The following is a 17,419-nucleotide window of genomic DNA, read 5'->3' as shown; positions in this document are numbered from 1 at the left end:
GTGTCTCCACCACAATTATGATGCTCACAGTATAGTGAGGAAACATCGAACGTACCACGCCGATTATCTGTGGCAGAAATGTTACAAAAAAATATACTACTTCCCTGTGGGCAAGTTAAAATAAGTGCAAGTCCACCACACGGGTATCTCAATGAAGGTTGTCGCCGCCTTGTTCCTGGCAGCCGCATGCGGCGCCACAGTTGCCCACGGCGCTGAAACCGATCCCAGCCAAAAATCGGCCTGCCCGCAGCCGGATTTCCCGGTCCGCTCCACCACGATGGAAAGCGTGCGCCTGGTGGAAAAGGCGCTGCGCGAGTGGCGCGCCTGCTTCCGCATCGCTGCCGCGCAGCGCCCCGGCGTGGACGACATGGTGGCTTTCGCGCGCGACTACAAGCAAGTCAAGGGCCGGCATGAGGCCTGGGTCAGGGCGACCGTCGCCCACAGCAACGGCCAGCCTTACGGCCGCCTGGCGGCCACCCGCGTGGAACGCGATTTCTGGGAAAACCTGATGGCCGACCGCCGCTACGCCGGCAAAAGCCAGCCCGCGCGCCAGGCTGAAGCCGTGCTGCAGCAGACTCCGGGCTCGAACTAAGGCTAGGCCGCCGCTTGCGCCGGCGCCACCACGGCGGCGGCCTGCTGGCGCCGTATCGCCATCACCAGCAGCGCCGCCAGCAGGCAAGCCGCGCCCGCCGCGAACAGCGCCGGATTGTAGGTGAACCACAGCGTGCGTACCCTGCCCGCGCCGTATGCCGCCACCGCTGCGCCCAGCTGGTGGCCGGCGAATACCCAGCCGAACACCATGCCCGCGCGCTCCTTGCCGAACGTGGCCCCCACCAGTTTGACGGTGGGCGGCACGGTGGCGATCCAGTCCAGGCCATAGAACATGGCGAACAGCGACAATCCGTACAGGGTGAATTCCGAATACGGCAACCACAGCAGCGACAGGCCGCGCAGGCCGTAGTACCAGAACAGCAGCTTGCGGTTGTCGTAGCGGTCCGACAGCCAGCCCGACAGGATGGTGCCGATCAGGTCGAACGCGCCCATCATCGCCAGCACCGAGGCGGCCGGCACGGCCGACAGGCCGGAGTCGCCGCACAGGGAAATGAAGTGGGTCTGGATCAGGCCGTTGGTGCTCAGGCCGCAGATGAAGAAGGTGCCGAACAGGATCCAGAACGTGCGGTGGGCAGACACGCTGCGCAGCACGGCGAACGGCGTGGCGAACGTGAGCTTGACGGGCACCGCCGGCGCCGCCGCTGCGGCCCCGGCGGCGGCCGGGTCCGCGCCGAAAGGCAACAGGCCGACGTCGGACGGCCGGTTGCGCATCAGGAAAAATGCCGCCAGCGCCACCACGGCGCAGCTGAAGAACACCGGCAGCACCGACATGCGCCAGCCGTAATGCTCGATCAGCCAGGCGCCGAAGGGCAGGAAGACCAGCTGGCCGGTGGCCGAGCTGGCCGTCAGCAGGCCGATGATGAGACCGCGCCGCGTGTCAAACCAGCGGTTGGCCACCACGGCGCTCAGCACCAGGGCCGTCATGCCCGAGCCCACGCCCAGCATCACGCCCCACAGCGCCACCAGCTGCCAAAACTCGGTCATGCGCGTGGCCAGCGCCAGGCCCAGCGAAATCAGCGCCAGCGCGCTGACGACGATGTTGCGCAAGCCGAAGCGCTCCATCAGGATGGCGGCGAACGGCCCCATCAGCCCGAACAAAGCGAAACGCACCGCCAGCGCCGACGACACCTGGCCCACGTTCCAGCCGAACTCCTTGCTCAGCGGCTGCAGCAGCGCGCCGGGCAGGCCGAGGGCGGCCGACGAGGTCAGCGCGGTCAGAAAGGTCAGCGCGACGATGACCCAGGCGTAGTGCAAGCCACGGCGTTCCAGCCAGGCGGATAAGGGGAGCGCGAACATGGGCGGCCTCACGGGAAGTTGATGGATGGTTGCCTTCCCGTGCAGTTTAAATGATGATCGTAATTTAAGCAATCAATGGGCGGAAAAAAGCCCGCGCGCGGCGGGCTGTTCCTGCTTGCGGGCCTGTCTGTGGCCCGGAAATCGTGCTTACTTGGATTTCACCTGGAGCGAGCTTTTCACCTCGGTCACGCCTTTCACACCGCGCGCCAGTTGCACGGCCTTGTCGGCCTCCGCCTTGGATGGCACGAAGCCGCTCAGCATGACGACACCCTTCACGGTTTCCACGTGCACGTCCATGGCCTTCACGGCGGGATCGGCGGCCAGGTCGGCTTTCACCTTGGTGGTGATGACGGTGTCGGCCACGGCTTCGCCGGCGGTCGTGGTGGTGTCGCGGGCCGTGTTGCGGGTGGTGTCGGTGGCGGCTGCGGTGCGGTCGCGGGTGGTGTCGACCGCGTCGGCGGTCTTGGCGCGGGTGCTGTCAACCGCGTCGGCGGTGCGTTCGGCCATCGTCGGGGTCGGATCGGCGCGGCGCGCATCGGCGATGGCGGTGTCGCGCGCAGCCTTCGCGTCCAGCTTGCAAGCGCTCTTCGCATTGCCGCTCATATCGTCGCATTTTTCCTTGGCCAGGTCATACTCGGCCTCCGCCACGTCCTCGCGGGCCTTGCGGATGTCCTTGGCGTCGGACCGGTGCTGGGCCACCGCGTCGGCTTCAGCCTTGGCCCGGGCCACTTTTGCCTCTTCCCGGCAAATATCTTTCGCGTTTTTCTTCAGGTTGTCGCATTGCGCCTTGGCGACCTTGTATTCCGTGGCGGCCTTGTCCTTCATGGCCTTGTAGGCAACCGGATCGTTGTCGGCGGCCACGGCGTAGCCGCTGCTGATGGCGGTCGCCAGTGCAAGGATAACGAGTTTGTTCATGATAAGTCCCCCTAAGTGATGGTTAGCGCATTGATTAAACGCCTGTGGCGAAAATCACTCTGTACGCTAACCAACATAAGGCTCATCTTGCCCAGCAGTGCTAAATTGCCGATTGCGGCGGCTCAGTCGGTGGAAAGCAGACCCTTGTCCCACAGCACGCCGGCCTGTTCGAACGGCGTGCCCCCGTTGCGGAACACGGCGCCGTCGGCCGCCAGCGACAGCCAGGTTCCGGTGTCGTGCGACACGTGGCTGGCCGGTTGTTCGGCGCGCACCTGCAGCAGCCAGCCGTACACTTGCGCGTACTGGGCCGGATGGCTGCGCCGCATCCACGCCAGGGCCACCAGGTCGGCATAGCCTTCCTCGCGGCGCGTCTCGCGCAATTCCTGGGTCATTTTCTGAAGTTCGGGGGCCAGCGACGCGTCCGCCGTGCGCTCCTGGAAGCCGCTCGGCACCGAGTGCCAGGCGCCCTGCGCGTAGCGCCAGCAATGCGCCACTTCATGCGCCGTCATCGCCTCTATCATCAGTGCGCGCTGCGCGGCGGGCACAGCCTGCAGCACGTCCTCGGCACCGGGATTGCCGCGCATCGACAACACCAGCTTGCAGCGGCCGCCGTCGAAACCCATGGCCAGCGGCACGGCGCCCGGCTGGGCTTGCGGCTGCACGATGATATCGATCGGCAACTGCTGCTGCTTGGCATAAGCCAGCACCGAAGCGCCAGCCTGCAGCCAGCGCGACTCCATATCGGTGAGTTGCGCCGCCGTGGCGAACACCGGCAGCGAGAGCAGCGCGGCGGACAATGTGGACAAGATGACTTTAGGCATGATTTACCCCTCTTGAAGGTAATAGTACATGCCTGACGTCAACTTGTAACCGTATCGGCGTGGCTGTTACAAAATATTTGCTTGGTTAAAGTTCACTTTTGCCAAATTTAAATTGTCACCCTTTCAAGCTTCGGGCTGCCGTCAAAACTCTTCCCAGCCCTCGCCGGGGCCGGCGCCGGCGGCAGCCTTCCTCGGCGCCGGTTGCGCCGCCGGCAAGCGGGCCGCGGACGGGCGCGCCGGCTTGCCGGCGATGGCGCTGACCTTGGCCGCGGTGGCGGGCCTGGCCGCAGGCTTCAGCACTGCCTGCTGCCAGGACGCGTCCAGCTTGAAGATACTCACCACCTGCGACAGATTGCCGGCCTGGTCCTCCAGCGACGCGGCGGCCGCAGCAGCCTGCTCCACCAGCGCCGCATTCTGCTGCACCACCTGGTCCATCTTGCCGATCGCCTCGTTGACCTGTTCGATGCCCGAGGTCTGCTCCGCGCTGGCGGTCGAAATTTCGCCCATGATGTCGGTCACGCGCTTGACGCTGCTGACGATCTCCAGCATCGTCGCGCCGGCCTGGTCCACCAGCTTGGCGCCCGCGTCCACCTTCAGCACCGAGTCGTCGATCAAGCCCTTGATCTCTTTCGCCGCGCCGGCCGAGCGCTGCGCCAGGTTGCGCACCTCGGTCGCCACCACCGCGAAGCCCCTGCCCTGTTCGCCCGCGCGCGCCGCCTCGACGGCCGCGTTCAGCGCCAGGATATTGGTCTGGAAAGCGATGCCGTCGATGACGCCGATGATGTCCACGATTTTCTTGGAGGACGCGTTGATCGAGGCCATGGTCTGCACCACCTCGTCCACCACGGCGCCGCCCTTGAGCGCCACCTCGGAGGCCGACAGCGCCAGCTGGTTGGCCTGGAAAGCGTGGTCCGAGTTCTGCTTGACGGTGCCGGTCAGCTGCTCCATCGACGAGGCGGTCTCCTCGATGTTGGCGGCCTGCTGCTCGGTACGGCCGGACAGGTCCATATTGCCGGCGGCGATCTCGCGCGAATTGGTGGCGATGGTCTGCGTGCCGCTGCGCACCTGGCTGACGATGTTAACGAGGCTGTCGCGCATGCCCTGCATCGCGTGCAGCAAGCTGCTGTTGTCGCCCGGCTTGGTGTCGATCCGCACCGCCAGGTTGCCCGAGGCGATGTCGGCGACGATGGCGGCGGCGTATTCGGGTTCGCCGCCCAGCTGGCGCAGCAGGCCGCGCGCGATGAACCACGCCGCCGCCACGCCGATGCCGATCGCGATCAGGCACAGCACCACCATGAACACGAAGAAGCTGCGCGCCACGCTGCTGGCGCTGTCGGCCTGGTCGCGGCTCATTTTCTCCTCCAGGTCGATCATCTTGTTGACCGACGCCAGCCACTCGGCGAAGGCCGGCGCCGCCTGCTGCTGCAGCAGCGCGGTGGCCTCCGGCGCCTGGGCGCCCTCGCGCAGCGCGATCACCTTGGCGATCAGCGGCTGGGCCTTGGCCTCGCTGGCCTTGATGCCTTCCAGCGCCGCCCGCTCTTCCGGCGTCACGCCCTTGCCCGACGAGATGATCTGGTCCAGCGGCGCGGCCGACTTGGCGTAGTTGTCGGCCAGCGTCCTGATCTGCTCGATGTGCGGACGGGCCGCGCCGGCATCGGCCGCCAGCACCACGTCGCGCAGCGCGATGGAACGGTCATGCACGCTGCCGCGGAAATTGATCGCGTAGCGCTGCTTGACGTTGTTCACGTCGCTGATGTTGGTGAGGATGGTGTCGATCTTCTGCACCCGGTTGATGCCGAGCGCGGTGACGACGATAAGGAGCAGGAATACCAGGCCGAAGCCGGTAGCCAAACGGGTGCTGATCTTGGTGCTGTAGAGGTCCATGTCCTATCCCTGTGTCCGATTATCCAATTATTGAATTTTGGAAATAAGAGGAAAATTTAACACGGATGAAGCATTTCCGCTTGGCACCAAGGAGGGAGGATGCGGCAGATCAAGCGGGCGCTTGCCTGCCGCCGGCGCGGCTTATTTTCTCAGCAATTGCCTGGCCGTCGCGAAGGATGGGCGGATGTCGTTCGGCACCGACTTCATCTTGTCCAGCGCATTCTGCACGTCCGGGCGTATCACCACATACCTGGCCATCATGGCCTTGGCGGCCGCATAGTCTCCGGTCGCCTCGATGGTCAGGAATTCGCGGTCCAGGTCCAGCACCGCCTGTTTGATCTTCTTGAAGTCCACCGCGAAAGTGCCGTCACCGTGCGACACGAAGCCGCCCTTGTCCAGCAGGTAGTTGACCTGGATCGCCATGCCGCGCGCGTGCGAATCCGTCAGGCCGAAGTGCAGCGTGCGGAAGGCGGACGCCAGGAAGGTCGTGTGCAGCTTGCGCTCGGCCGCCTCGCCCTGGCCCAGCGTGCCTTTCAGCTGGCCCTTGTCCATCATGTGCATCAGCGCGTACAGGCCGGTGATGTCGGCCTTGGCCTCCTCGATGGTGGAATACGCGTCCTTCAGGTCCTGGCGCGGGGTCGACGCCGCGCCGTTGACCATGGTCGCGTGCGGACCCAGGCCGTGCATGATTTCATGCGCCAGGATATGGGTGAAAAAGGAATCGAAGTCGACGTCCTTCTGGTCGGCCGGCTTCAGCACCAGCCTGGAGATCGGCGTCAGCGTGGACTTGAACTTCGCCTCCTGGATATTCTTCAGCATCACGCGCTTGGAGCCGCGCTGGCTGATGATGCGCTCGTCGTTCGGCAAGTTGTAGGCGGCGGTCTGCACGCCCATATTGCCGTCGCCCGCGCCGTACACCTCGTTCACCACGACCATGGGCGCCAGCGCGCCCACTTTCGGGTTGCGGTACTTCGGATCCAGCGGCAGGTTGTCCTCCAGTTCCTGCATGTGCTGCGCGAAGAAGTTCAGTTTCCCGGTTTCCTTGTGGTCGCGGATGCTGACGTAGGCTTCGAAAGCGGCCTTGTAGCCGAACAGCTCATCGTTATAGGTCTCGTAGGGGCCGATGGTGACATCGACCGGCGAATCGAGGTCCATCCACGCGAAGTCGGACGCCAGGTAATCGTTGGAGAGGAAGGCGTCGGCGCGCAGCGTCAGGAATTTCTTCAGCGACGCGTTGTCGGTGGCGGCCGCCGCTGCGCGCAGCAGCGCGGCCAGTCTTTCCAGCTCAGGCTTGTACTCGTCCGAGTACTTGACGGTCTTGAACTTGCCGTCCGCGCCGGTGCGGATGGTGGTGAAGAACCACTGCGCCTGCTCCTTGTCCGGGCCGGACAGCTTGTTGATCCACGCCTCGATGGTGGCCTTGCCGGCGCCCGAAGGATAGAAGTTGGCGCCCTCCGGCTTCTTGGCCGGGATCCTGATACCCGCGACCTCCTCCGGCAGGAAGGACTGGTTGCCGTCGATGATGGACCACGGCCCTTTGTTGAGCCAGAAATAATCCAGGCGCGCCTTGCCCAGCGGCGTGGCATCGTTTTGCAGCGCGGACCACAGCGCCTCGTTGCCCTCCCAGCGCTGGCGCATCTGCAGAACGTCGACGATCTTGGCCGCCTCGATCAGCTTCACGATGGCCTGCCTGTCGCCAGCGGACAGCCTGGACGCATCGGCCTTCAGTTCGACCGGCGCGTAGCGCCTGGCCATTTTATTCAGTTCATCGACATTCGCAGGCGCTGCGGTGGCAGCGCCTGCGAAAGCCAGTACCAGAGGAAGCAGGATATTTTTCATGGATATTGACGATGGGTTTTCGGAAAAAGCGAGCGCCCATTGTACCCCTGCTCCCTCGGGCCCTCCCCCTGGGGTCAGGCCTGCATCCGTGCTTTTTTACGCCAGGCTTGACCCGGCATTAGCCAATACTGCACGAATGCAAGCCAGACGCCAATTCGGACGCCAATTCGGAAAACGGCGTAGACAGTGGGTCTTACGTAGATGAGCTTACTTGTAAATGCACGAATGCAGGCCTGACCCCAGCCTTGGGGTCAGGCCTGCATTCGTGCATTTTTTTTTAATCGGCAACGCAGCCCTCGGCCGCCCGCCCGACCCAGCCCAGCCTTGCTGGCCTTACCAGACTTTGTAGACCTGCCCGGTCTGGGCGCCCTCCACGCTGCGGCTGTAGGCCAGCGCGGCGCGGCTGCCGGGCACGGTTTCGAAGCCACGGAAGAATGGGCCGTAGGTTTCCAGCGATTCGGTCAGCAAGCTCGGGCTGACCACGTTGATGCGGATGCCGCGCTGCAACTCGATCGCCGCAGCGCGCGCGAAGCCCTCCACCGCCGAATTGACCATGGTGGCGCTGGCGCCGTTGCGGATGGGCTGGTCGGCCACGATGCCGCTGGTGAGCGTGATCGAGCCGCCGTCGTTCAGGAACTCCTGCGCCACCAGCGCCACGTTGACCTGCCCCATCAACTTGCTGTCCAGGCCCACGCGGAACTGCTCCGGCGTGAACTCGGCCAGCGGCGCGAAGGCGAGCGCGCCGGCCGCCACGACCACCGCGTCCGCCTTGCCGATTTTCTCGAACACCGCGCGCACCTGCGCGATGTCGCCGATATCGGCCTGGTACTGGCCGCTGCTGCTGCCGACGGCCACGATGTCGTGACGCAGGCCCAGTTGCTCCACGACGGCCTTGCCGACGGTTCCGGTGGCGCCGATGACGATTACTTTCATGCTGTTCTCCTGTTGGGTGGTGAGGGGATGGAGCAGCCAGTATGGACACCTTCACCGCAGGAATAAATGCACTAGAATGAACAACATTCCAAACCACGGGTTCTTAATATGGACAAACTGCGTAGCATGGAAGTGTTCGTGACGGTGGTCGACCAGGGCAGTTTCACGGCCGCCGCCGACGCTTTCGAAATCTCGCCCGTGATGGTGGGCAAGCACATCCGCGCGCTGGAAACCCGGCTCGGCGCGCAACTGCTGACGCGCACCACGCGGCGCCAGAGCCTGACCGAAATCGGCCGCCAGTATGTCGACCAGTGCCGCGCCATCCTGGCGCAGATCAGCGCCGCCGAAACGGGCGCCGAAGCGATGCGCGCCACGCCGCGCGGCAAGCTGAAGATCACCGCGCCGGTCTCCTTCGGCAGCGAATGGATCAGCCCGGCGATGACGGAATACCTGGCGCGGCACCCGGAAGTGAGCCTGGACCTGAACCTGAACGACAGGCTGGTCGACATCGTGGAAGAAGGCTACGACGCGGCGGTGCGGATCGGCGTGCTGGAGGATTCGAGCATGGTGGCGCGAGCGCTGCGGCCCTACCGGATGCTGATCTGCGCCGCGCCGGCCTACCTGGAGCGGCACGGCACGCCGCGCACGCCGGAGGACCTGGCGCACCACGAATGCCTGGACTTCATGCAATGGAGCCACCAGGTGCGGTGGCGGCTGAAAGGCCAACTGGGTGCGAACAGCGTGCGCGAAAGCCGCTTCCGCTCCAATAACGGCCACGCGCTGCGGATCGCCGCGCTGCACGGCTTCGGCATCGTGATGCAGGCCGAGATGCTGCTGGCAAAAGAGATTGAAGCCGGGCGCCTGGTGGCGGTGCTGCAAGACTACGTCCCCGTCGCGCGGCCGATGCACCTGGTCTACTCGCGCGACCGCCAGCCCACACCCAAGCTGAAAACCTTCATCGACTTCATGCTGGCCCGCTTCGGCGCTGGCTGACTTACAGCGAGCTGGGCCGCATTCCGGGCCGGACGGGGACGCCGAGTCCCCGTGCGCGGCTCAGTTCGCTTGAAGATCGCCTCAGGCTGCCTAGCGGCTGGCGACGGCGGCGAGAGGCACGGAGGCTTGCCAGCCGGCGCCGAGGGCGCGGGCGACGGCAACCGTCGCCAGCAGGCGCTGGGTGTTGATTTGCGCTGCGGCACGGTCGGCCGTCAAGGCACTGCGCTGGGCGTCGGTCACGTCCAGATAGGTCGACACGCCGCGCTCGTAGCGGGCGCGCGCGACCTGGTAGGCACGCGCCGCCGCGGCGCGCGACTGCGCTTGCACCAGCTCCTGTTTTTGCTTTTGCTGCACGTCGGACAGGGCATCCTCGACTTCGCGCAGCGCCGTCAGCAGCTTGCCTTCGTGGTTGGCCAGCGCTTCCTCGTAGCGCGCCTTGGCCAGCGCGAGGTTGGCGCGGTTGCGGCCGCCGTCGAAGATGGGCAGCGACAGGGCCAGCGGACCGATGCTGAACTGGCGCGAGCTGCCCTTGGCCAGCTCGCTCAGGCTTTCGGACGCGACGCCGAAATTGCCGGTCAGGCTGATGCTCGGGTAGAACGCGCCTTCGGCCACGCCGATCTGCGCATTGGCCGCGCGCAGCGAGGCCACGCTGCCGGCCAGGTCTGGGCGTTGCGACAGCAAGCTCGCCGGCAGCCCGACCGGTATCGCCGGCGGCTGCGGCAGGCTGGCCACGTCCGCGGCAGGCAGCTGCATGGCCGACGGCGAGGCGCCGGTCAAGGTGGCCAGCGCGTGCTCCAGCGTGTTGCGCTGGCGCTGCACTTCGTGCAGGTCGGCTTCGGCGTTGGCGCGCTCGATGCGGGCGCGCGAGGTGTCCAGTTCGTTCGACAGGCCGGCGTCGAAACGTGCCGTGACCAGTTCTTCCGACTCCCGGCGGGTATCCAGCGCGCCGTTCAGGATGGCGATCTCGGTGTCGAGGCCGCGCAGCTGCCAGTACGTGGCGGCCACTTGCGAGGACAGCAGCAGCAGCACGCCGTCGCGGTCAGCTTCGGCGGCCAGCGCCTGCGCGTCGGCCGCTTCGACCATGCGGCGCACGCGGCCCAGCAGATCCAGCTCATAGGACATGGAAGCGCCCAGCGCGTAGTTGTCGCCGTGGATGGAGCGGCGCCCCAGCGCGATGCTTTGCGAGGTATTGGCCGAGGTGCGCGTGTTCGACACGCCGGCGTTGGCGCTCAGCGTCGGCGATTCGCTCACCCGCGCCAGCCCCAGTTGCGCCTGCGCCTGTACCAGGCGCTGCGCCGCGGCCTTCACGCTAGGGTTGTCGCGCAGTGCGCTTTGTTCGAGGCGGTTCAGTGTGTCGTCGCCGTAGATGGTCCACCATTGCGCCGGCAGGCGCGCCTGGCTGGTGTCGGCGCCGGCGGCGTGGCGGAAGCCCGCGTCGGCCACGTTCTTCGGCGCGCTGAAGTCGGATCCCACGGTGCCGCAGCCCGCCAGCGTCAGCCCGACGGCGGCCACCAGTGTCATTTTTTTGAATGTGCTGAACATATCGTTTATACCTTTTCGAATTTAGTGCGCGCCGCCACCGCCGCTACCGGGGGACTTGACCTTGTCGGACATCCACAGCACCGGTATGCAAGCGAGCAGGATTGCCGCGACGATGAAGAAGCCGTCGTTGTATGACATCACGTAGGACTCGCGCCGCACGATGCCGTCGATCGCCTTCAGCGCCTGGTCGGCCGCCATCCCCGCTTCGTAACCCTTGCTGATGAAGGACTGCGTCAGCGCGGCCAGGCGTTCCTGCGTGGCCGGTGCGAAGGAGTTGATCGCCTCGCCCAGGCGCTGCGAGTGGAAGTGCTCGCGCTGCGACAGCGACGTGGCCAGCAGCGCGATGCCGATCGAGCCGCCCAGGTTGCGCGTCATGTTGAACAGGCTCGATGCGGACGCCATGTCTTTCGGCGCGATGCCCTGCATGGCGAAGTTCGACAGGGTCAGCATCACGAAGGGCTGGCCCAGCGAGCGCACCACTTGCGACGCGAGCAGCTGGTCGTAGCCGGTGCCGGCGTCCATGTAGGCGTTCATCAGGCAGGACAGGCCGAACAGCAGCAGACCGAAGGAGCACAGGATGCGGTTGTCCACCTTGCCCGACAGCTTGGCCACGAAGGGCATGATGAACAGCTGCGGCAGGCCGGCCCACATGATCACTTCACCGATCTGCATCGGCGAATAGGCGGCGATCTGGCCCAGGAACAGCGGCAGCAGGAAGGACGAGCCGTACAGCGCCATGCCGAACACCGCCGACAGCGCGGTGGCCACCAGGAAGTTGCGCTGGCCGTACAGCGCCAGGTTGACGAAGGGTTCCGGGCGCATCGCGCTGGTGACGATCCAGCCCAGCAGGCCGACCAGCGCCAGCGCGGCGAAGGCGATGATGAAGCCGGAATCGAACCAGTCCTTGCTGTTGCCCTCTTCCAGGAAGATAGTCAGGCAGCCCAGACCCAGCGCCATGAAGCCGATGCCGAGCCAGTCGGTCTTGAACAGCTGGCTCCATTGCGTTTTCTCGTCGTCCAGGCCGTAGGCGATGCCGGCGATCAGCAGCAGGCCGGGCACCCAGTTGATGTAGAAGATCGACGGCCAGCCGTAGATTTCGCTCAGGTAGCCGCCCAGGGTCGGGCCCATCGACGGCGCCAGCGTGGCGGTCAGGCCGAAGATGGCCATGCCGACCGCGCGCTTGGACGGCGGCAGCTTCAGCATCACCAGCGTGAACGCCATCGGGATCAGGGCGCCGCCGGTGAAGCCTTGCGCCATGCGGAACACGATCATGCTGCCCAGGTTCCAGGCCGCGCCGCACAGGGTGGAGAACAGCAGGAACAGGGCGGTGGTGGCCATCATATAAGTGCGCGCGCCGAACACGCGCGTCAGCAGCGCGGTCAGCGGGATGACGATGATCTCGGCCACCAGGTAGGCGGTGGAGATCCACGAGCCTTCTTCCTGGGTGGCGGACAGGGTGCCGAGGATGTCCTTCAGCGAGGCGTTGGTGATCTGGATGTCCAGCACCGCCATGAAGGCGCCCAGCATGCCGGCGCCGACCGCGATCCAGGTGCGCATGTCGACCTTCTGGCCGTTCTGCGGCATGGCCGGGGCGCTGTTGACGCTATTGACGCTATTAACGCTGTTGATATTAGTCGTGCCGCTCATCGCCGCTCCCGGTCAGTGCGCCGCAGCTTCGGCGCTCTTCAGTTCCACTTCGGCGATGGCCGACATGCCGGGAACCAGGCGGCCGCTCAAGGCCTTCACGTCTTCCGGTTTGAAGGTGACTTTTACCGGTACGCGCTGGACGATCTTGGTGAAATTGCCGGTCGCGTTATCGGCCGGCAGCAGCGCGAACTGGGCGCCGGAAGCCGGCGCGAAGCTGTCCACGCGGCCGACCAGGGTCTTGCCCGGCATGGCGTCGATGGTGACGTGCACCGGCTGGCCCACTTTCAGTTCGGCCAGCTGGGTTTCCTTGAAGTTGGCGGTGACCCAGACGTTGTCCTGCACGATGGCGGTCAGCTGCTGGCCCGGCTGCACGCGCTGGCCCACTTCCAGCGCACGCTTGCCGATGCGGCCGTCGACCGGCGCGACGATGCGGTTGTACGCCAGTTGCTGCTGGGCGTCCTTCAGCTGCACGCGCAGCACGCGCACCTGCGCCTTCAGCACGTCGCGCGCGGCGGCGGCGGCGGTGGTCTGCGCCTTGGCGGCAACGGCGTTGTCCCTGCGCGCCGCCAGGTCGGCGGTGGCGCTGGAGCGGCCCGCGTTGGCGGCGTCCAGCTCCGCCTTCGACACGGCTTTCATCTGGCTGTTGTACAGCTGGCCGTAACGCTCGGCGTCCTGCCTGGCGCGCAGCAGCTGCGCTTCGGACTGCGCCACTTGTGCGGCGGCGGCGCTGGCTTGCGCGTTGACCTGCGCGATCTGCGCTTCCGACTGCAGCACTTGCTGCTCGGCGGTGGCGATCTGCGCTTCGATCTGTTCGACCTTCACACGCTGGTCGAAGGGGTCGAGTTCGGCGATCACGTCGCCCTGCTTGACCAGCTGGTTGTCCTCGATCAGCACCTTGGTGACCACGCCGGCGATGCGCGCCGACACCGGATGCACGTGGCCGGCCACGTAGGCGTTCTCGGTCTCGACGAAATAATGGCTGCGATACCACATGCGGGCGCCCGCACCGATGGCGGCCAGCGCAATCAGGCCGGCGATGACGAGCACGCGGCGGTTCGGCGGGGTGGCCGCCGGCGCGGCCGGGGCCGGAGCCTGGGCTGGGGCTGCGGGTGCGGCGGCCGGAACGGCGCTCAGCACTTTTTGCTCTGCTTGGTTAGACATGTGGGCTCCGAATAATGAAATGGGATAGGTGCATTATTCGACAAAGGATCAAGCAAGTCAAGAAATGAAACGATTGCATTTCATTTTATTTTGGAATACAGTCCCCATCTGATAAGATCTCGCCTAGATAGTTAGCAGCCAGCCATGACCACCGCCACGCCAGAAAAATCGCCCCCGCCGCCAGTCGACCCATTCGGCCTGTCCCTGTGCCCTGCCAAGACGGCGGGGCGCCCACGCGCGGCCGAGGCCGAGGCACGCACCCAGGAATTGGTCGCGGTCGCGGCCCGGCTGTTCCTGGAAACGGGCTACAGCAAGGTCAGCCTGGAGACGATCGCCAGGCAGGCCCGGGTTGCGGTGCGCACCATCTATGTGAAATTCGGCGGCAAGGCCGGCCTGTTCACGGCCGTCATCAACGCCGGCTGCGCGCACTTCTTCGACGCCATGCACGACATGGAAACGTCGATGCGGCCGCTGCGCGATATCCTGCTCGACTTCGGCCTGCGCTTCGCTCAGCTGATCACCTCGCCGTCGGTGCTGGCCATGCACCGCATGGTGATTGCCGAGTCGATGTCGAACCCGGAACTGGCCAGCGCCTTCTTCGATTCCGGCCCCAAGCAGACCCGCGAGGCCCTGCAGCGCTTCTTCGGCCGTCCCGACATCCGCAGCCAGTTACGCGAAGACATGCCTCCGGAAGCGCTGGCGGTCCACCTGCTGAACTGCATCATGGGCGACCAGCTCAAGCGCTACCTGTTCGTCGTGCCGCTGGCCGCGCCGGTGACCGACGTGCTGCCGCAGGTCGAACGCGGCATCGACCTGTTCCTCGGCGGCGCCCGGCGCCAGCCCGGCTGACGCGGCAATATGTGAACTGCCGCACCGAGCGAAACGGCGCCGCAGCGCATGCTATGCCTTTCAAACAGGAGGTTGTATGAGCAAGTCCAATCGGCTCGAATGGAGTAGACAAATAGCCGCGCTGAACGAGCGCATCAAGGGCTTCCAGGCGAATCCCAGCAAGGAACAGCTCGAAGCGGCCATCGACGAATTGCGCGCCTACGCAGAGGCCGCGCGGGCGGGCGGCATCGAGATCCCGCCGCGTTTCATCGCGAACTGAGCGCCCGAGGGCGGCACACCCGACCGGGAATTTTTCCCGGTTTTTTTACGTCCGGGCGCGCCAGACAAGCGCGTTCATGCGCTTTACCGTAAGCTAGGCCATTGCGTACAACCTTGACCGACTTCGACGTGGCCTCACCCGACACCGACACCATCGCGCACCTGCTCTCCACCTCCCGGCCGCAGGCCCTGGCCGCGCTGCTGTACTACTTCCGCGACCTCGGCCAGGCGCTCGACGCCTACGACGACGCCAGCATGCGCGCCAGGCTGCACTGGCCGCGCAACGGTTTGCCGCGCGATCCGCTGGCGTGGCTGGTGGCGTGCGGCCGCAACGCCGGCCTGGACGCGGTGCGCCATCCCAGCCACTACGCCGCCCTGCCCGATCCCGACCTGGTGGCGGACGCCGAACTGTTCACCACCATCCAGCGCAACGCCGACTTCGTGCCCTACCTCGACGACACCTTGCGCCTGCTGTTCATCTGCTGCCACCCTGGCCTGCCGGCCTCGCACCAGATCGCGCTGGCGCTGCGCGTGGCGTGCGGCCTGTCGGTGCCGCAGATCGCGCACGCCTTCCTGATCCGCGAGGCGGCAATGGAGCAGCGCATCGCGCGCGCCATGCGCAGCGTGGGAGAGGCCGTCACCTCCTTCGACGCGCCCGGCGCGCACGAGCGCGCGGCGCGCCTGAAAACCGTGCTGGCCATGGTCTACCTGCTGTTCAGCGAAGGCTACGCCTCCAGCAACGGCCGCCAGTACATCCGCATCGAACTGTGCGAGGCGGCCATCGCGCTGGCGCGCCTGCTGGCGCGCATGTTCCCGCACGATGGCGGCGCCCTCGGCCTGGCCGGGCTGCTGATGCTGCAGCATGCGCGCGCCGGCGCGCGGGTCGCGGCCAACGGCGCGTTGATCCTGCTCGACGACCAGGACCGGCGCCGCTGGAACCAGGACCTGATCGACGAGGCGCTGCCGATGGTGGACGCGGCGCTGCACTGCCGCGAACTGACGCCCTACCAGATCCAGGCCGCCGTGGCGGCCGTGCACGCGCACGCCGGCAACGCCGCGGAGACCGACTGGGCCGAGATCGACCGCCTGTACGCGGTGCTGCAAACGGTGCACCCGTCCCCCATCGTCACGCTGAACCGCGCGGTGGCGGTCAGCAAGCTGCGCGGACCCACGGCGGCGCTGAACCTGATCGAACCGCTGGCGCAGGAATTGTCCGGCTACGCCTACTACTTCAGCATGCGCGGCATGCTGCTCAAGCGCCTGGGCCGCAACAATGACGCCCGCAGCGCGCTGCTGCGGGCGCGCGAACTGGTCAACAGCGCGCCGGTGGCCAGCCACATCGACATGACGCTGAACTTGCTATAGGGGATACTTTCGTGGCACGATGCCCACTGGTTAAAATTAATTCCTGCGAGAAATCTATGACTACCCCAAGCAACGACGAGCAATTCTGGCAACTGGTCGACAGCTTCATCAGCCTGGCCAACGACAAGGCGCAGACCATGGACCGCAACATCATCGGCCCGGCCATCCTGTTCGCCGCCACGCGTTTCAACGCCTACATGCTGGCCTCGTCGACCGGCACCGTGGAAGTGTTCAGCCAGCAGAAGGACGAGGCGATCAAGTACTACAAGGATCAGCACGAGAAGATGTTGAACGATAATTTCGGCGACTTCGAGACCAACTTCGAAAAATACCGCAGCAACTGATACCTCCGCCGTCCGGCCTGCCTAGTCCTGCGCCGGGCGCGCCTCCAGCCCCGAGATGTCCTTCATCAGGGCGATCAGCCGCTTGGCCCCCAGGCCGAGCGGTTTGTCATTGAGCCACACCATATCCACCCACAGCCGCACCTGGTTGCTCATGTGCTCGAAACCGATGCCCAGCAGCTCGCCCGTGTCCAGTAGCGGCGCGGCCAGGCGTTTCGGCAGATACGCCCATCCCAGCCCCGCCTGCACCATGCCCAGCGTCGCCAGATGGCTGTCCGTGCGCCACACCTTGCGCGAGATGAGGATGCGCTCGTCCTGGGTCTGCGTGTCGCGGCTGACGATGGCGATCTGGCGGATGTCGACCAAGTCTTCCCAGCGGAAGCTTCCGTTGCGCTCGCGCGCCTGCGGATGCTGCGGCGAGATCACGGCCACCAGCACCTCGCTGCCCAGTTCCTGGAAGCTTTCCCGCTCGTCGACCCGCGCGCGTTCGTAGATCAGCGCCAACTGCGCCGATCCGTCATACAGCATGCGCAGCGCGTCCGCCTGCGGCGCCGACAGCACCGCCACGTCCAGCGAGGGGAATTCCTCCGCCAGCCGTGCCAGCGGATGGCTCCACGGCACCGACAGCAATTCCGGCGCGACGGCCAGCGTCAAATGCCGCTCCAGGCCCCGATGCAGCGACAGCGCGTGCGCCTGCAGCCGGCGCAGCTGGCCCGCCATCTGGCGCGCCTCGGGCTCCAGCGCCAGCGCCGATACGGTGGCGCGCACGTTGCGCGAGCTGCGCTCGAACAGTTGCAGATCGAGTTCCGCCTCCAGCTGCGCGACGGCCATGCTGACGGCGGACGGCACCCGGCCCAGCGCGCGCGCCGCCGCGGAGAAGGAACCGTGGTCGAGCACGGCGAGGAAAACGGCGACATTGTCACTGGAGAAAGCCATACCGTCATGCTGTCAGAAAAACTGATA

The 17,419-nt window shown here is 65.9% G+C and carries 16 protein-coding genes; 6 read left to right on the top strand and 10 right to left on the bottom strand.

What is annotated here, in order from left to right; translation table 11 throughout:
• Positions 1 to 151: 151 nt before the first annotated feature.
• A complete protein-coding gene (locus ACSQ8Y_RS00255) occupies positions 152 to 592 on the top strand; it encodes a hypothetical protein (protein WP_436264469.1) in 441 nt (146 codons plus the stop codon).
• Between the two features lie 2 nt (positions 593 to 594).
• Here ACSQ8Y_RS00255 and ACSQ8Y_RS00250 read toward each other — a convergent pair whose 3' ends face one another.
• The 6 genes from ACSQ8Y_RS00250 to ACSQ8Y_RS00225 form a co-directional block, all read right to left on the bottom strand.
• On the bottom strand, positions 595 to 1,908 hold the full coding sequence (locus ACSQ8Y_RS00250) for an MFS transporter (RefSeq protein WP_436264468.1): 1,314 nt from the start codon (positions 1,906 to 1,908) through the stop codon (positions 595 to 597).
• A 147-nt stretch (positions 1,909 to 2,055) separates the two neighbouring features.
• A complete protein-coding gene (locus ACSQ8Y_RS00245) occupies positions 2,056 to 2,823 on the bottom strand; it encodes a BON domain-containing protein (RefSeq protein ID WP_436264467.1) in 768 nt (255 codons plus the stop codon).
• A 122-nt stretch (positions 2,824 to 2,945) separates the two neighbouring features.
• On the bottom strand, positions 2,946 to 3,644 hold the full coding sequence (locus tag ACSQ8Y_RS00240) for a hypothetical protein (RefSeq protein WP_436264466.1): 699 nt from the start codon (positions 3,642 to 3,644) through the stop codon (positions 2,946 to 2,948).
• Between the two features lie 141 nt (positions 3,645 to 3,785).
• The gene (locus ACSQ8Y_RS00235) at positions 3,786 to 5,528 is read right to left on the bottom strand and encodes a methyl-accepting chemotaxis protein (protein WP_436264465.1); all 1,743 of its coding nucleotides are present in this window, start codon (positions 5,526 to 5,528) and stop codon (positions 3,786 to 3,788) included.
• Between the two features lie 141 nt (positions 5,529 to 5,669).
• Complete coding sequence (locus tag ACSQ8Y_RS00230) at positions 5,670 to 7,367, bottom strand: dipeptidyl-peptidase 3 family protein (protein WP_436264464.1); 1,698 nt, start codon at positions 7,365 to 7,367, stop codon at positions 5,670 to 5,672.
• A gap of 333 nt (positions 7,368 to 7,700) precedes the next feature.
• Entirely contained in the window at positions 7,701 to 8,300 is a 600-nt protein-coding gene (locus ACSQ8Y_RS00225; protein WP_436264463.1) for a short chain dehydrogenase, read from the bottom strand.
• 108 nt (positions 8,301 to 8,408) lie between these two features.
• Here ACSQ8Y_RS00225 and ACSQ8Y_RS00220 point away from each other — a divergent pair, with 108 nt between their 5' ends.
• Positions 8,409 to 9,293, top strand: coding sequence for a LysR family transcriptional regulator (locus ACSQ8Y_RS00220; RefSeq protein WP_436264462.1), 885 nt, complete (start codon positions 8,409 to 8,411; stop codon positions 9,291 to 9,293).
• Positions 9,294 to 9,383: 90 nt separating this feature from the next.
• On the opposite strand, the gene ACSQ8Y_RS00215 is transcribed toward ACSQ8Y_RS00220, so the two are convergent.
• The 3 genes from ACSQ8Y_RS00215 to ACSQ8Y_RS00205 are packed head-to-tail and all read right to left on the bottom strand — an operon-like array spanning position 9,384 to position 13,643.
• Positions 9,384 to 10,835 carry an efflux transporter outer membrane subunit gene (locus ACSQ8Y_RS00215; RefSeq protein WP_436264461.1) on the bottom strand — a complete coding sequence of 484 codons (1,452 nt, stop codon included), beginning with the start codon at positions 10,833 to 10,835 and terminating at the stop codon, positions 9,384 to 9,386.
• A gap of 21 nt (positions 10,836 to 10,856) precedes the next feature.
• Positions 10,857 to 12,482 (bottom strand): DHA2 family efflux MFS transporter permease subunit, encoded by a 1,626-nt coding sequence (locus ACSQ8Y_RS00210; RefSeq protein ID WP_436264460.1) that lies wholly within the window; start codon positions 12,480 to 12,482, stop codon positions 10,857 to 10,859.
• A 12-nt stretch (positions 12,483 to 12,494) separates the two neighbouring features.
• On the bottom strand, positions 12,495 to 13,643 hold the full coding sequence (locus ACSQ8Y_RS00205) for an HlyD family secretion protein (RefSeq protein ID WP_436264459.1): 1,149 nt from the start codon (positions 13,641 to 13,643) through the stop codon (positions 12,495 to 12,497).
• A 144-nt stretch (positions 13,644 to 13,787) separates the two neighbouring features.
• Here ACSQ8Y_RS00205 and ACSQ8Y_RS00200 point away from each other — a divergent pair, with 144 nt between their 5' ends.
• From ACSQ8Y_RS00200 to ACSQ8Y_RS00185, 4 genes are all read left to right on the top strand, one after another.
• Positions 13,788 to 14,492 carry a TetR/AcrR family transcriptional regulator gene (locus tag ACSQ8Y_RS00200; RefSeq protein ID WP_436264458.1) on the top strand — a complete coding sequence of 235 codons (705 nt, stop codon included), beginning with the start codon at positions 13,788 to 13,790 and terminating at the stop codon, positions 14,490 to 14,492.
• 76 nt (positions 14,493 to 14,568) lie between these two features.
• Positions 14,569 to 14,751, top strand: a complete 183-nt coding sequence (locus ACSQ8Y_RS00195; RefSeq protein ID WP_436264457.1) for a hypothetical protein — start codon at positions 14,569 to 14,571, stop codon at positions 14,749 to 14,751.
• 101 nt (positions 14,752 to 14,852) lie between these two features.
• Positions 14,853 to 16,115 (top strand): RNA polymerase sigma factor, encoded by a 1,263-nt coding sequence (locus ACSQ8Y_RS00190; RefSeq protein ID WP_436264456.1) that lies wholly within the window; start codon positions 14,853 to 14,855, stop codon positions 16,113 to 16,115.
• A gap of 56 nt (positions 16,116 to 16,171) precedes the next feature.
• Positions 16,172 to 16,459: a DUF3144 domain-containing protein gene (locus ACSQ8Y_RS00185; protein WP_436264455.1), complete on the top strand. Its 288-nt coding sequence runs from the start codon at positions 16,172 to 16,174 to the stop codon at positions 16,457 to 16,459.
• A 21-nt stretch (positions 16,460 to 16,480) separates the two neighbouring features.
• On the opposite strand, the gene ACSQ8Y_RS00180 is transcribed toward ACSQ8Y_RS00185, so the two are convergent.
• Positions 16,481 to 17,392, bottom strand: a complete 912-nt coding sequence (locus ACSQ8Y_RS00180) for a LysR family transcriptional regulator (RefSeq protein ID WP_436264454.1) — start codon at positions 17,390 to 17,392, stop codon at positions 16,481 to 16,483.
• Between the last annotated feature and the right edge of the window lie 27 nt (positions 17,393 to 17,419).

It is taken from the genome of Pseudoduganella sp. LjRoot289, from assembly GCF_964252925.1.
GTDB lineage: Bacteria > Pseudomonadota > Gammaproteobacteria > Burkholderiales > Burkholderiaceae_D > Rugamonas.
Note: the sequence above shows the minus strand (reverse complement) of the source record. Positions and strands in the feature narration are given on the sequence as shown.

Bases quoted from the DNA above. Each gene is read 5' to 3' on its own strand.
- ACSQ8Y_RS00250 (WP_436264468.1), bottom strand. From the start codon at position 1,908: ATGTTCGCGCTCCCCTTATCCGCCTGGCTGGAACGCCGTGGCTTGCAC.
- ACSQ8Y_RS00220 (WP_436264462.1), top strand. From the start codon at position 8,409: ATGGACAAACTGCGTAGCATGGAAGTGTTCGTGACGGTGGTCGACCAG.
- ACSQ8Y_RS00235 (WP_436264465.1), bottom strand. From the start codon at position 5,528: ATGGACCTCTACAGCACCAAGATCAGCACCCGTTTGGCTACCGGCTTC.
- ACSQ8Y_RS00255 (WP_436264469.1), top strand. From the start codon at position 152: ATGAAGGTTGTCGCCGCCTTGTTCCTGGCAGCCGCATGCGGCGCCACA.
- ACSQ8Y_RS00205 (WP_436264459.1), bottom strand. From the start codon at position 13,643: ATGTCTAACCAAGCAGAGCAAAAAGTGCTGAGCGCCGTTCCGGCCGCC.
- ACSQ8Y_RS00240 (WP_436264466.1), bottom strand. From the start codon at position 3,644: ATGCCTAAAGTCATCTTGTCCACATTGTCCGCCGCGCTGCTCTCGCTG.
- ACSQ8Y_RS00180 (WP_436264454.1), bottom strand. From the start codon at position 17,392: ATGGCTTTCTCCAGTGACAATGTCGCCGTTTTCCTCGCCGTGCTCGAC.
- ACSQ8Y_RS00215 (WP_436264461.1), bottom strand. From the start codon at position 10,835: ATGTTCAGCACATTCAAAAAAATGACACTGGTGGCCGCCGTCGGGCTG.
- ACSQ8Y_RS00210 (WP_436264460.1), bottom strand. From the start codon at position 12,482: ATGAGCGGCACGACTAATATCAACAGCGTTAATAGCGTCAATAGCGTC.
- ACSQ8Y_RS00200 (WP_436264458.1), top strand. From the start codon at position 13,788: ATGACCACCGCCACGCCAGAAAAATCGCCCCCGCCGCCAGTCGACCCA.
- ACSQ8Y_RS00230 (WP_436264464.1), bottom strand. From the start codon at position 7,367: ATGAAAAATATCCTGCTTCCTCTGGTACTGGCTTTCGCAGGCGCTGCC.
- ACSQ8Y_RS00245 (WP_436264467.1), bottom strand. From the start codon at position 2,823: ATGAACAAACTCGTTATCCTTGCACTGGCGACCGCCATCAGCAGCGGC.
- ACSQ8Y_RS00195 (WP_436264457.1), top strand. From the start codon at position 14,569: ATGAGCAAGTCCAATCGGCTCGAATGGAGTAGACAAATAGCCGCGCTG.
- ACSQ8Y_RS00225 (WP_436264463.1), bottom strand. From the start codon at position 8,300: ATGAAAGTAATCGTCATCGGCGCCACCGGAACCGTCGGCAAGGCCGTC.
- ACSQ8Y_RS00185 (WP_436264455.1), top strand. From the start codon at position 16,172: ATGACTACCCCAAGCAACGACGAGCAATTCTGGCAACTGGTCGACAGC.